The 14285-nt window shown below is 34.9% G+C and carries 14 protein-coding genes; 12 read left to right on the top strand and 2 right to left on the bottom strand.

From position 1 onward, the window contains the following. Positions 1–41 precede the first annotated feature (41 nt). The 8 genes from LPC09_RS17480 (at position 42) to LPC09_RS17445 (ending at position 6322) form a co-directional block, all read left to right on the top strand. A complete protein-coding gene (locus LPC09_RS17480) occupies positions 42–512 on the top strand; it encodes a hypothetical protein (RefSeq protein ID WP_098799548.1) in 471 nt (156 codons plus the stop codon). Then, entirely contained in the window at positions 499–1683 is a 1185-nt protein-coding gene (locus tag LPC09_RS17475) for a glycosyltransferase family 4 protein (RefSeq protein WP_098799547.1), read from the top strand. The genes LPC09_RS17480 and LPC09_RS17475 overlap by 14 nt, the downstream gene beginning before the upstream one ends. Positions 1684–1780: 97 nt before the next feature. Beyond that, the gene (gene rpmG / locus LPC09_RS17470; protein WP_026558749.1) at positions 1781–1930 is read left to right on the top strand and encodes a 50S ribosomal protein L33; all 150 of its coding nucleotides are present in this window, start codon (positions 1781–1783) and stop codon (positions 1928–1930) included. A gap of 177 nt (positions 1931–2107) precedes the next feature. Continuing rightward, a complete protein-coding gene (locus LPC09_RS17465) occupies positions 2108–2665 on the top strand; it encodes a 5-formyltetrahydrofolate cyclo-ligase (RefSeq protein ID WP_255301703.1) in 558 nt (185 codons plus the stop codon). Beyond that, positions 2616–3443 (top strand): DUF92 domain-containing protein, encoded by an 828-nt coding sequence (locus LPC09_RS17460; protein ID WP_331275785.1) that lies wholly within the window; start codon positions 2616–2618, stop codon positions 3441–3443. The genes LPC09_RS17465 and LPC09_RS17460 overlap by 50 nt, the downstream gene beginning before the upstream one ends. A 27-nt stretch (positions 3444–3470) precedes the next feature. Next, complete coding sequence (locus LPC09_RS17455) at positions 3471–4406, top strand: L-lactate dehydrogenase (protein ID WP_231307897.1); 936 nt, start codon at positions 3471–3473, stop codon at positions 4404–4406. A gap of 43 nt (positions 4407–4449) precedes the next feature. Beyond that, the gene (locus tag LPC09_RS17450) at positions 4450–4617 is read left to right on the top strand and encodes a hypothetical protein (RefSeq protein ID WP_098799543.1); all 168 of its coding nucleotides are present in this window, start codon (positions 4450–4452) and stop codon (positions 4615–4617) included. A 166-nt stretch (positions 4618–4783) separates the two neighbouring features. Beyond that, positions 4784–6322: a rhomboid family protein gene (locus LPC09_RS17445; protein ID WP_098799542.1), complete on the top strand. Its 1539-nt coding sequence runs from the start codon at positions 4784–4786 to the stop codon at positions 6320–6322. On the opposite strand, the gene LPC09_RS17440 is transcribed toward LPC09_RS17445, so the two are convergent. Then, the gene (locus tag LPC09_RS17440; RefSeq protein ID WP_098799541.1) at positions 6319–7188 is read right to left on the bottom strand and encodes a hypothetical protein; all 870 of its coding nucleotides are present in this window, start codon (positions 7186–7188) and stop codon (positions 6319–6321) included. The two genes, LPC09_RS17445 and LPC09_RS17440, sit on opposite strands and share 4 nt — an antisense overlap. 159 nt (positions 7189–7347) lie before the next feature. Here LPC09_RS17440 and LPC09_RS17435 point away from each other — a divergent pair, with 159 nt between their 5' ends. Next, positions 7348–8811 carry a spore germination protein gene (locus LPC09_RS17435; protein WP_098799540.1) on the top strand — a complete coding sequence of 488 codons (1464 nt, stop codon included), beginning with the start codon at positions 7348–7350 and terminating at the stop codon, positions 8809–8811. A gap of 34 nt (positions 8812–8845) precedes the next feature. Here LPC09_RS17435 and LPC09_RS17430 read toward each other — a convergent pair whose 3' ends face one another. After that, entirely contained in the window at positions 8846–10276 is a 1431-nt protein-coding gene (locus LPC09_RS17430; protein ID WP_231307896.1) for a carbon starvation CstA family protein, read from the bottom strand. Between the two features lie 337 nt (positions 10277–10613). Here LPC09_RS17430 and LPC09_RS17425 point away from each other — a divergent pair, with 337 nt between their 5' ends. The 3 genes from LPC09_RS17425 (at position 10614) to LPC09_RS17415 (ending at position 14171) form a co-directional block, all read left to right on the top strand. Continuing rightward, positions 10614–10847 carry a YqgQ family protein gene (locus tag LPC09_RS17425; RefSeq protein ID WP_098799538.1) on the top strand — a complete coding sequence of 78 codons (234 nt, stop codon included), beginning with the start codon at positions 10614–10616 and terminating at the stop codon, positions 10845–10847. Between the two features lie 59 nt (positions 10848–10906). After that, positions 10907–11863, top strand: a complete 957-nt coding sequence (locus tag LPC09_RS17420; RefSeq protein ID WP_231307895.1) for an ROK family glucokinase — start codon at positions 10907–10909, stop codon at positions 11861–11863. Between the two features lie 403 nt (positions 11864–12266). Next, complete coding sequence (locus LPC09_RS17415; RefSeq protein ID WP_098799536.1) at positions 12267–14171, top strand: LTA synthase family protein; 1905 nt, start codon at positions 12267–12269, stop codon at positions 14169–14171. Positions 14172–14285: the final 114 nt, after the last annotated feature.

Raw genomic sequence — 14285 nt, 5'->3', positions numbered from 1 at the left:
TGGTATGATAAATGGAGTATGAAAATAAGAGAGGAATCTTTATGGAAACATATCATCTTCTTAATCACCAACATATTATTCGAAATCAATCGCCGGTTTGTGTCGATACTATAGAAATTTTCACTTATCCAGACGTTGTACTCGTTTCCTGGAAACTAGTTTCTTCTACTAAGATAGCAGTTTCCTCGTTACTTGGAGAAGATTTTAATGATTTATTAGTAAGAGTTATTCTTTGTCGGCAGAATCAATTCAAAGAAGAATTTTCATTTAACGTAGATAAATGCAGTGGTGTTTTAGAAGTTCGAGATCTTGAGACTGCTATATACTCTTGTGACCTCGTCGTAAGCAATTCTAAAAACGAATCTATAGTCATTAAAAGCTCTACTAAAAAAGAGTACCATAATCATAACAGAATAAAGAATCAGCTTAACTGGAGAAAAGTAGTTGAAATGAAGGAGAGCGAGACGTGGGTGCCAATGTTCTCAGCATATACAGAATATGATGAAGAGTGATCGAACAATTTTAGTTTTAACACCTGAATTTGAAGAACATCTAGTTGGGGGACTTGGCAGGCATGTAAATGATTTCGTGGAGGAAGGGATTAAACATAATCTTACATTTATTATCTTAACGCCTTCCAAAAGTAACAAAGAACGTTATATAAAGAAGGAAAATGTTCACATCTTTCACTTGCTGCCATGGAAACAAAACTCGTCAGATTTGTTCGATTTTATTCGGAACATTAATTTTCGGTTTAGTCAATTTGTTCTTCAGGAGCTGCACATTTCATTTGATCTTATTCACGTACATGATTGGATGTTTTCAGCATCAGCTTGTCAAATTAAGGAGGATTTACATAAACCATTAATTACGACGATTCATTCTACTGAACATGAACGAAAACAATTTAATAATGGAATAGAGCTTTCCAAAATAACCAAATATGAGGAACAGCTTATTGAAGCTTCAGATCAGCTAATCGTTTGCAGTCTGTATATGAAAAATATAATAGAAAACAGAGCAGTAAAACGAGAAATTCAAATAGAGGTAATACCAAATGGTGTTATTATCGAAAACTATCAAAAAATGCTAGAGTCTTCACAAGCACTACAAAAGTTTTCTTTTATCAATTCTCCTTTTTTGTTTTCGATGGGAAGATTAGTAAAAGAAAAAGGATTTCACCTTCTCCTTGAGGCCTTCTCGATGATACATAAAGAGTATTCTGAATTAAACCTTGTTATAGCTGGTGAAGGACCTTATGAAGAACATTTAAAACAAATGGCAACAATTCTTCAAATCAAGAGCAACGTTTTTTTTACAGGTTTTGTGAAAGATGAGGAACGTAATACATTACTTAGCAATTGCCAAGCACTTATTGTACCAAGCTTATATGAGCCATTTGGGATCGTTGCTTTAGAAGGAATGGTTTTGCATAAACCAATCATCTCATTTCAAGTTGGAGGCCTAGAAGAAGTGTTGTTACATGACCGTGGCATGTTAACTGCACAAATTAACAGCAAAAGTTTAGCAGAAACGATACTTTTTATTCTCTCACATCCTAAGCAGGCCGATGAGATAGCTCATACTGGATATTTTGCTATCATAAAGGAGTATCAGTGGTCAATTCTTATAAAAAATTTAATTTCTATCTATAAAAAGCCTGAATTTCTACAATATCTTTAAAATATAATGAAATAGATGTGGAATTTGTCAAATAAAAATGCTATTATATTAAAGTCTGATTTGTTTTATAGTTTTTTATGTTTGGAGGGAAAGAAACATGCGTGTGAATATTACATTAGCTTGCACTGATTGTGGCGAACGTAACTATATTTCTAAAAAGAATAAACGTAATAATCCAGATCGTCTTGAACTTAAGAAATATTGTTCAAGAGAGAAAAAAATGACAGTACACCGTGAAACAAAGTAAGCAGTAGGATTTTTTATCCTACTGTTTTTTTTATGCGTTATTACAGTATAAATTAGTAGCACAGGAGACTGCTCGACGTAGTATTTAATTTGCAACTAACACTTCTTTCTTCACCTTTTAATTTCGCCAGTCAGCGAGTTTTCTAATATGCTACTATAAACAAAAGGAGGGATATTCTTGAAGAAAAAGGAAATTAGAAGCATTATGCTAAAACAACTTACCGAACTCAGTGATAAAGAATACCAACAGCTTTCAAACGAAATACATAAGCATTTATTTTCTTTCTCAAAATGGAATAAGGCAAATACAGTAGCTGTTACAGTTTCTAGAGGCAGAGAAGTTGATACTTTTCCGATTATAAAACAAGCGTGGACTGAAAAGAAAACAGTTGTTGTTCCAAAATGCGATCCAGCTACCAATACGATGGAATTTAGAAGCATTACCTCTTTTGATCAGCTTGAGAAGGTCTTTTACGGATTAAAAGAACCCATCATGTCAGAAACATCAGCTGTAAAAAACTCTGTAATTGATCTTATCCTTGTCCCAGGTATTTGTTTTGATAAAAATGGTTATCGAATAGGTTTTGGTGGGGGATATTATGATCGATATCTTGCGGATTATAAAAATGATACTGTTTCATTAGCTTTTTCTTGTCAAGTAACTGACGAAGTACCTAGAGAAGCACATGATGTTCCTGTATCCACCCTTATTACTGAGCAAGGAGTTATTAAGTAAGATGCTTTTAGGATTACTATTTATATTGTTCCTCTCTTATAGGGCTTGGAAAATGAGGTCATTGTCGATAAGCGGAATGATTGGTGCTTTTTTGGTAGGGTCAGCTATTTTTTTAGGATTTACTTGGAAAGGTTTATTTTTATTGGGCTGTTTCTTTGTAAGTTCAAGCCTGTTAAGTAAGGTTAAAGCTAAGCAAAAATCTTTTTTACAGGATATCCTTTCTAAAGGAGATCAAAGAGATATCATGCAGGTGGCAGCAAATGGAGGCTTACCAGCAATTATTGCGGTTGTTTATTATTTCCAAGGTACAAACGATACACTGTACATCACATTGTTTTCTCTTTCATTAGCGGCTGCAAATTCAGATACATGGGCTTCGGAAATAGGTACATTAAGTAAAGGACGTCCAAGGATGTTGTTTACTCTAAAACAAGTGGAGAGGGGTACATCTGGTGCTGTTTCTCTGCTAGGTTCTTTTGCTGGTTTGGTTGGGGCATTCTTTATTAGTATCATGTCAGGTTTCGTATTTTCTTTATCTATACTAGACGTTTTAATAATGACCCTGTTTGGTTTCCTTGGAAATATTTTTGACACTGTTCTAGGGCAAACTGTTCAAATAAAATACAAATGTACTGTTTGTCAAAAGGTAACTGAAAAAAGAATTCATTGTTCGAAAATCGGGAGAAAATCTAATCACTATGCTTTTATGAACAATGATGCCGTTAATTTTACAGCAATTGTATTGACAACGTGCCTAGCTTTTCTAATTTTCACTTAAATATCTCAATTGAAAGGATTTGACATAATGGCTGTGCATGTTAATCGTGTTGTTCTTATTGGCACTGGTTTAGTTGGATCTAGTTATGCCTTTGCGATGCTGAATCAAGGAGTTTCAGAAGAGCTTGTTTTAATTGATTTAAATAAGGAGAAATCAGAAGGAGATGTAATGGACCTTAACCATGGTCTTGCGTTTGCTCCCAGTTCAACACGTATTTGGTTTGGGGATTATGAGGATTGTAAAGATGCTGACATTGTTGTTTTATGTGCTGGTGCGAATCAAAAGCCGGGCGAAACCAGATTGGATTTAGTTGATAAGAATTTGAAAATCTTTAAAAACATTGTAAAAAACGTTATGGACAATGAGTTTAACGGTATTTTTATTGTAGCGACAAATCCAGTTGATATTTTATCATATGCTGTTTGGAAATACTCGGGTCTACATCAGAGTCAGGTAATTGGATCAGGGACAATTCTTGACACAGCCAGGTTTAGATATTTATTGGCTGAACACTTTGATGTGGACACCCGTAATGTGCATGCCTATATCATTGGTGAACATGGAGATACAGAGCTTCCTGTATGGAGTCATGCAGATATAGGAGGTATGCCAATCTTAGATACGGTAACAGACCAAGAGGTCCTTGATCACCTCTTTGTTAGTGTAAGGGATGCGGCTTATCAAATTATTGAACGTAAAGGTGCTACCTATTATGGAATAGCAATGGGGCTTGTTCGATTAACAAAAGCCATTATTCATAATGAAAATTCTATTTTAACCGTTTCTTGTTTCTTGAATGGAGAATACGGAGAAAAAGATGTTTACATAGGTGTACCAGCAATTGTAAACAGTAAAGGAATTAAAAAGGTTTTGGATTTAAAGCTTAATGAAAAAGAAACGAAACAATTCAAACACTCAGTTAGTGTATTAAAGGAAACAATGTTACCTTTTTTAAAAGGATAAAATCGGCCGTTCCTACTAATGATAAAGTGTAGGAGGGATGATCATGAGACGATTACTTATGCTTGCGGCAGGTTCATTTGCTGTTTATCGTTATCGATATCGCATTGTAAATTTTGTATTAGGTCAACCGCAATTGCGTAGATATTTTATTAATTTATCGATGAGAATACCATTTATTAGAGATCGTTTTGTTAATCGTGCTTTCCATTAATTTTATAAGAAGAACAATTTTTAGAAATCAAAACGTAATAAAAAATCCATCATAAAAGCTGACTTTCTTGTGAACTGTCAGCTTTTTTTCATCTGTAAAGGCAGAATCTTTCTTTTCTTTTTTATGTATTGATATAATAAAGAAAACTAAAGCGGAGCGGATTAAAATGGTCTTAGAACAGGATTACGTCTACTGGTCGTTTATTGAACAACTAGTTATTGAGCATAAGTATACAATCTTAGCTATCTCCCAAGATGGAAATGAGGTTATGCTCGAACCTTTTAGAAAGAAACAGTTTTCAATTATTAGGGTAAAGAGAACTGATGTTGATTGGGGTAATACACTTGCTATTGATATTGAACAAGCCGGTCGAAAATTTGAGCAGCTTTTAAAAACAGGGGTTAGAGGTCCTTTGACGGTTTTAAATATCTATTTTTCTAGCTTGCCGCCTGTAGATGATTATCCTGAAGTGTTTTTAAAGGGCTATAGTGGTGGAAGAAAGGGCAGCATTGACATTACCTCAATGATACTTGTGAAAGCTGAACTGAAACCAGGATTAGATAAGTTGTCAGATACTCTACATCTTCCTTTAGACACCGTAAAAGATTTTGATTCTCCCGATGTGTCTGAATCTCAGCTTCATGAAATTAGGACACGAGTTATTTCTCATCAAAATAAACTAAGAGAGGAAGAAAAAAGGCTCTTTCAAAATGGCAAGCCTTTCTTTACTAATATCTTTCTAGGCATTCAAATTCTTATGTTTCTTGTGCTTGAGCTTTTTGGAGGAAGTACAGATACGAATACACTTATTCAGTTCGGAGCTAAATTTAATCCGCTTATTTACGATGGAGAATGGTGGAGGTTTATAACACCTGTTTTTCTACATATCGGGTTTCTTCATCTGCTTATGAATAGCTTTGCTCTCTTTTATATTGGGCCGGCAGTTGAAAGGGCTTATGGAAGAGGAAAATTTTTATTCATTTATCTTGTAGCAGGGGTTTCTGGTTCAATTGTCAGCTTTGCCTTCAGTCCATTTCTGTCCGCTGGAGCTTCGGGAGCTATTTTTGGCTGCTTTGGTGCTCTACTATTTATTGGTGTCTATAATCGAAAAGTGTTTTTCCGAACGATGGGCTCAAATATTTTAGTGGTTGTTGGTATTAACCTGGCGCTGGGATTTGTAATCCCTAATATAGACAATGCAGGGCATATAGGAGGGTTAATAGGCGGATTTCTCGCTGCAAGCATCGTTCAGCTGCCCAACCAAAAAAAATGGTTTCTTAGAGTTGGCGGACTTATCATAACAATCGCATTGTTAATAGGGTTATTCTTGTACGGAATGGACCAATCACAAGCACAATATAGTGAGTATAGAGCGATGAAGGGGCAGGAGCTTATTCAAAATGAAGAGTTTGAAGAAGCTTACACATATTTACAAGAAGCCATTTCAAGTGATCAGACTTCAAATGATATCTTGTTTTTATTATCTGTAGCTGCCATTCAATTGGAAAAATACGATGAAGCGGCGGAACACCTGCAACAAGTCATTTCAAATGATGACAGCTACCACCAAGCACATTTTAATTTAGCAGTATTATACGCTAACCAAAATAAATTGGATTTAGCGCTAGAACAAGTGTCAAAAGCTCTAGAATATGATCCGAACAATGAAAATTACAAAGCTTTTCAGAATGAGCTTTCTCCTTAACTTTTAATGTTTTGAATAAATTTAAAAGGAGTACCGTCTTCTGCTTGAATTAGTACTAAAATATGTGAATAATCTTTTGCAAATAGAAGGAGAGGCATTGCACTACCAATTGGTTCAATGACCTTACCTTCTTTTGTTTTTAAACCTAAGAAGTAGTTTTTATATAAACCCTCCCAAAGACTTCCGATGACTTCTTGTGTTTTTGCCTTAGAAAGACCTAAAAGAGGTTCAGTGTTATATCTAGCAAGCTCCGTTAATGGAATAGCCTCGTACTCATTTTTATTTATCTGATAATGATTTATTAAATGATTCCAGCTATATTCAAGGTGTTGTGCCTTTACTTTGTCTAAAATATCTTTCCACTCAAGTTCTTCCTCTGTTTGTGCGTTCTTAAATGAAAAAGCATTTGTGAATTCCGAATCTATGACATATAAATGATCACTTGTCATCTGCTGTGTACTACGGATTTGATCATCTTCCAAATGGATCTCTCCATAATGAAGACTAATGGCTTCATAATGGCTACTGTCTTCACCATTTACCTTTTTAAACTGTGCTAGCTTTTGGCTTTGGTCTTCCCACTCTGATAATGTATCAATTAATTTACCATCAGAGAAAAGAAGAGATAAATCTTGTCTAAGAAAAATGACTTTGTCTGTAAACGAGGTAACATCCCATTCAATGACATACTCATCATCATCCATATTTTCAACAAATTCAAGTGAAGTTGAAGCTGTTGTAAAAGCTACAGAATCGGTAATGGGAAAAAAGATGATGCTCTCACGAACACGTTGACCATGTGAGAAATAAAGAATACCAGACGTTATAAGGGCAAGAATGATGACAATCATCCATTTTGTTTTCATTTTATCAACTCCGAGAAGGACAGGTTGCTAAATTGTATGATTCAATTTACGATTTTATGAGTACAAGCTAAAAATAACAAATTAATGGAATATAGGTATGTTTTACCAATAATACGTCAAAGATGTGTAACAAATCGTGATACGAAATGGAGAAATCTTATGGCGTATGAGGTAGAAAAAAAGATTGTAACGAAGGATTTTCAGGAAAATACATCGTACTTAAATGAACGACTGGGTGTAAAGAAAAGCTTTGATGTAATTCAGCTCGATGTTGAGTATGCTGGACGTAAAATGGCGTTATTTATGGTGGATGGTTTTGTAAAAGATGATATCTTACATTATTTAATGAGATATTTATCTGAGCTTACACCTGAGCAGCTCGAGGAAAATACTCTTGAAAAGCTACTCAAAACGTATATCCCGTACGTTGAAATTGAGAAAACAGATGATTTAAATACTGTTGTTGGAACCGTTTTGGCAGGGCCAACAGCTCTTGTTATAGAAGGTATTGATCAAGTCATCTTAATTGATGCCCGTACATATCCTGTCCGTGGGCCACAGGAACCGGATATGGAAAAAGTTGTTAGAGGTTCAAGAGACGGGTATGTGGAAACAATCGTATTTAATACGGCATTAACAAGACGAAGAATTAGAGATCGATCTCTCAGAATGGAGTATTTACAAATAGGTAGACGTTCGAAAACAGATGTGGTTGTTTGCTATTTAGAGGATATTGCAGACATGAAACATGTTGAGGATTTAAAAAAGTCGCTACTGGCTATTGATACAGACGGTCTTCCTATGGGAGAAAAAACAGTTGAGGAATTTATCTCAGGTCGACATCTTAACCCATATCCCATGGTAAGATACACAGAACGTCCTGACACAGCAGCAGCTCATATATATGAGGGACATGTGATTGTTTTTGTCGATGGGTCTCCTAGCGCACTTATCACTCCAACAACATTTTGGCATCATTTGCAGCATGCTGAGGAATATCGAAATAAGCCGATTGTCGGAGCTTACTTACGAATGGTTCGATTTATCGCAGTGTGGGCTTCAATTTTTATTTTACCTCTGTGGTATTTATTTGCTGATAATCCTGGTCTATTGCCACCTGGTATGAAATTTGTTGGTATTGAAGATCCAGGTCAAGTACCATTACTTCTACAGTTTCTTCTGATTGAAGTTGGAATTGATATCTTAAGGATGGCTGCCATTCATACCCCATCATCGTTAGCAACCGCTCTGGGGCTTGTTGCCGCCTTAATGGTTGGACAAGTAGCGGTAGAAGTTGGCCTTCTAACAAACGAAGTGATTTTATATTTAGCCATTGCAGCAATAGGTACCTTTGCAACTCCTAGTTACGAATTAAGCCTAGCTAATCGAATTTACCGTATTGTGTTACTTCTATTTACCGCATGGTTAGGAGTAATAGGATTAGTAGCTGGAATTACTGGCTGGATTATTATGCTTGCGCGTATGAAGTCCTTCAATGTTCCATACCTATATCCGTTTATCCCATTTAATGCACGTGCTCTAAGGGATGTTTTATTCCGTTCACCAATGCCATTGAAAAATCGTCGACCAACATTTTTACATCCACAAGATCCTGATCGTTAAAAAAGGGCTGACAATTTGTCAGCCCTTTTAGGGTTTAAGCAACCTTTTCATATGGAAGAGGATTGTTTTTATATTTTTTCATTTGAGTTAAGAACCAAATTAGTACAGCTAAAAAGATAAGTGAACCGATGATCATAGAAGTTTGATAGGATAATTGGAATCCTTCTGGTGCATAGAAAATATAAGAGCCAGTTACTGCTGTCATGAACAATGCTGGAAGGCTGCAAATCCAGTGGAATTTGTTGTTCTGTAGTAAATACATTGCAGCTGTCCATAGCATCACTGTTGCAACTACTTGATTTGTCCAACCAACATAACGCCATAAGAATGAATAATCCATTTGTGTTAGAAGATAAGTTGGAACGATAACTGGAATTGTCATTAATACAGTTTTCATTTTAGAATCAAAGTTTCCAAATTTACTTAATAATTCAACAAGCATCATTCTTGATGATCTTAATGCTGTATCTCCTGTTGTGATAGGAAGAATAATGACGCCTAGTACGGCAAGAATTCCACCAAATTGCCCTAATGTTGTTTTACTAATTTCGTTTACAACACCTGCTGTACCACCTTCAGCAAGAGCTCCTTGAAGTCCATCAGGTCCTCCAAAGAATGTCATACCAGCTGCTGCCCAAATCATTGCAATAATACCTTCAGCAACCATTGCACCAAAAAATACTTTACGTCCATTGCTTTCTTTCTTTAACGTTCTAGCTAAAATTGGACTTTGAGTACTATGAAAACCAGAAATGGCTCCACAAGAGATTGTAACCATTAGTAATGGCCAAATTGGTAATTCACCTGGATGTAAATTTTCTACGGTTAGATTTGGAATGGAATGATCCATAAAGAATAAAGCAAACCCAATAGAAACAGCCATGATGATTAAGATAAGTCCGAAAATTGGGTAAATTTTTCCGATTAGTTTGTTAATAGGTAAAACAGCTGCTAATACGAAATAAACGAAAATAAGTATTAAAGAAGCTGAATAACTTAAAGGTGTTAACTGCTCAACTAATTGAGCTGGTCCCGCTGTGAAAGCTGCTGCAACTAAAATCATTAACACAAGTGATACTAAATTTATGATTGTTTTAACTGATTTTCCTAAGTAACGTCCAACAAGTGTTGGATATTGTTCACCGCCATGTTTAATAGAAAGCATGCCGGAAAAATAATCATGAACAGCGCCAGCGAATAAACATCCAGCAACAATCCATATAAATGCAACTGGTCCATAAAGAGCTCCCATAATCGCCCCGAATATTGGACCTAAGCCTGCAATATTTAGTAGCTGAATAAGTGATGCCTTCCACCAGCTCATAGGCATATAGTCTAACCCGTCTGTTTTTGCGTAGGCAGGAGTTACACGTTGATCGTCAATACCAAATACGCGCTCAACTACTTTCGAATAAACGAAATATCCTACGATTAAAATAAGTACACATAAAATAAAAGTTACCATTACTTGTTCCCCCTAATAAAACTTCCAATTAATAAGTAACCCTATTTTAAACTTGTCTTTTAGAAATGACAATATATTTTTTAGAAAAAATAAATTATTCTGATAAATAAAATAAATTATATTATTGGATCCAATAAAAATAAGGAGAATTAGAGGGTTTTTGATGATTTTTAATATATTGAAATATAGTATGGGGAATGCTAGAAAAATAATCTTGTCAAAAAACCTTACAAATTATAAACGTTTTCTTGACGCTTTTTTCAATTCCTTTATACTTGAAAGTAGTGCTTATAACTAAGTGCTTAGAAATGTTAGTTATAATGAAGTAGGTGATACCTTGAAAACGATATATGACGTTCAGCAGCTTTTAAAAAAATTTGGAACGATCATTTACATAGGCGATCGAGTTTCTGACCTAGAATTAATGGAAGAAGAAATGAAACAGTTGTATCAATCAAATTTGTTAGAGCCAAAGGATTACCAAATGGCAGTTCTACTCTTAAGACAAGAAATACAAAACTTAAAAGATAAGGATAATCTACGTTTAGTGATTTGTATAAGTAAAAAGTAATAGGGTTGAAAACGTTTACTAATGAACACATATATAATAGTAGAAAAAGGTGATTTTAAATGAATGAGAAAATATTAGTGGGTGTAGATTTAGGTGGTACAACAATCAAAATGGCATTTATTAATTACTATGGAGAGATTTTAGAGAAATGGGAAATTCCTACTGATAAATCAGGGAAGGCAATTACAACCGATATCGCTAAAGCAATTGATACAAAGCTTGAAGAACTAGGAATGGATAAATCAAGACTTGGTGGAGTAGGGATGGGCGCTCCTGGTCCAGTTAATTTAGAGAGCGGACTTATTTATGAAACACCAAACCTTGGCTGGGTAAACTATCCATTAAGAGATCATTTAGAGCTGGAAACCGGTTTACCTGCTGTTATTGATAATGATGCAAACATTGCAGCACTAGGTGAAATGTGGAAAGGTGCTGGAGACGGCGCTAAGGACTTAATTTGTGTAACACTAGGTACTGGTGTTGGTGGCGGTATTATTTCAAATGGAGAGGTTATCCACGGTGTAAATGGAGCAGGTGGTGAAATCGGACATGTTACGGTTGTCCCTGAAGGTGGAGCTCAATGTGGGTGTGGTAAAACTGGATGTATTGAAACAATCGCATCAGCCACTGGAATCGTAAGGATAGCAAAGGAAAAGCTTCAATCATCTGATCAGGATAGCATTCTTAAGACAATCGCTGATTTAACATCAAAAGATGTATTTGAGGCTGCTGAAAAAGGCGATTCTTTAGCTGTAGAAGTAATTGATTATGTTACATTTCAACTAGGACTTGTACTTGCAAATTTATCCAATGGATTAAACCCTGAAAAGATTGTAATCGGTGGTGGAGTATCTAAAGCAGGCGACCATCTTATCTCTAGAGTTGAGCAATATTTTAAACGCTTTGCTTTCCCACGAGTTGCTAAAGCAGCGTCCATCTCGGTTGCAACATTAGGGAATGATGCAGGTGTAATCGGTGGAGCATGGTTAGTAAAGACAAAATTACTAAATAAATAAAATTAACACGTAAAAAGACCTATAAACTATACTGATAGGTGATAGGAAAAAGGAGCCTCCATGAGAGAGCTCCTTTTATTTTTAATGTTAAAATTACTGAGTTAAATGAATCGTTTGTATGTAATCAAAAGTAGAACTATATTCCTGAGTTTATTTTCAGAATTATTTTACTTTTAAAGAAAACGAAACTTTTTATGTTTTAGGACGTCTAATACTAGGGTATAGAGAATAAGCTTAACATTATTATTCTAGCAGGCTATTGTAAGGGGCGTATGAAAAAACATTGATTTTTTGTAAAGAAAGTATTAAGATATGTTTTAGTTGTTTAATACTAACCTAATAAATGGAAAAAATTAGAGATAAAAGGTAGCGTAATTGTCCCATGGGATGAGGAGGTAGTTAGATGCGCAAAAAGACATTTTCAAAAATCTCATTTTTACTATTAGCAACGTTATTTCTATGGATAAAAACATACATTGTCTATAAAACTAGCTTTGATATTAAAATTGAAAACTTCACACAAGAGTTTATATTATTCATTAATCCATTAAGTTTTCTGTTACTAATGTTTGGTTTTGGACTTTTCATGAAGGAGAAGAACAGAAACCGCTATATATTTGGTGCTAGTATCTTTGTAACAGGTTTGCTCCTGGCAAACATGGTATTTTACCGATTTTTCAATGATTTCTTAACAATTCCAGTATTGTTTCAGACAAGCAATATGGGAGATTTAGGAAGTAGTATTACAAATCTTTTCTTACCTAGTGATTTATTAATGTTTGTTGATTTAGCTATTTTATATTGGTTATTAAAAAAGCCAACTTTCAGATCCGCTTCATTACTGACTAGAAAAGAAAAGTCCGCTTATTTTCTACTAGTAGCCGCTGTATTCTTTTTTAATTTAGGATTAGCTGAAACAGAAAGACCACAATTATTAACACGTTCATTTGATAGAGAAATGCTGGTAAAAAACATCAGTGTTTACAACTTTCATATTTATGATGCGGTATTGCAGTCAAAAACATCTGCCCAACGTGCTTTAGCGGACAGTGATAGCTTGACTGAGATAGAGAACTATGTAAATGCTAACCGTAAAGCTTCAAATGAAGACCTACAAGGAATAGCACAAGGTCGTAATGTAATTTTACTTTCACTCGAATCGTTACAGAGCTTCGTACTAAATGAAGAATTAAATGGACAAGAAATTACTCCATTTTTAAATGATCTAATCAATGAGAGTTACTACTTTGAAAACTTTTATCATCAAACAGGTCAGGGGAAAACATCTGACTCAGAATTTATTGTAGATAACTCCTTATATCCATTAGGTCGTGGTGCCGTATTCTTTACAAACAGCAATAATGAATACAATGCAACACCAGAAATTTTAAAAGAATTTGGATACTATTCAACAGTGTTTCATGCGAATAATAAGAGTTTCTGGAATCGTGACTTGATGTATCAAGGATTTGGCTATGACCGATTCTTTGATGTTAATGATTACAATGTAACTGAAGAAAATTCAATTGGTTGGGGCTTAAAGGATATCGACTTTTTCCAACAGTCAGTTCAACATATTGATAATCTTCCACAGCCATTCTATACAAGATTAATCACATTAACAAACCACTTTCCTTTTGAACTTGGGGAAGAGGATCGTATGATTGACGAGTTTGATTCTAATAGTAAAACGTTAAATCAATATATTCCAACTGTTCGCTACATGGATGAGGCAGTAAAAGTATTTTTTGAGGACTTAAAGAAAACAGATGTTTATCAGAACTCAATCATCATCCTTTATGGTGATCATTATGGTATTTCAGAAAACCATAATGTAGCAATGGAGAAGTTTATTGGCAGAGAGATTACTCCGTTTGAAACAGTACAATTACAACGTGTTCCTTTCATTGTTCACATACCAGGTGTAACGGATAAAGATCCTAAGAACATTACGAAAGTAGCAGGACAAATTGATATCCGTCCAACAATTATGAGTTTATTAGGTATTGATACTAGTGAGCAAATACAGTTTGGTACAGATGCGTTATCAGATGATAAATTATCGTTCACAGTTTTAAGAGATGGAAGCTTTATCACTGAAAACAATGTTTACACACGTGGTATTTGCTATGATAAAGAAACAGGCCAGCCTACAGATCAGGCTGTATGTGATCCGTATATGGAAAAAGCAAAGCAGGAGCTAAATTACTCTGATGAAATCATTTACGGTGACTTATTACGATTTTATGGCGAAAACGCAGAAGAAACAGAAGTAAAAGCAGAAACAGTAGTAGAAGAAGAAAATTAATAACAGGGCTGACTCAAACTAAGGTGCTAGTCTTAGAGAGTCAGCCCTTTTTGATATTGAAAAACAGTAATGAACTTAACAACAATTGAACCAACCTAACATAAGCTATAACTA

Origin of the sequence: Metabacillus sp. B2-18, assembly GCF_021117275.1 — a bacterium.
Lineage (GTDB): Bacteria > Bacillota > Bacilli > Bacillales > Bacillaceae > Metabacillus.
Note: the sequence above shows the minus strand (reverse complement) of the source record. Positions and strands in the feature narration are given on the sequence as shown.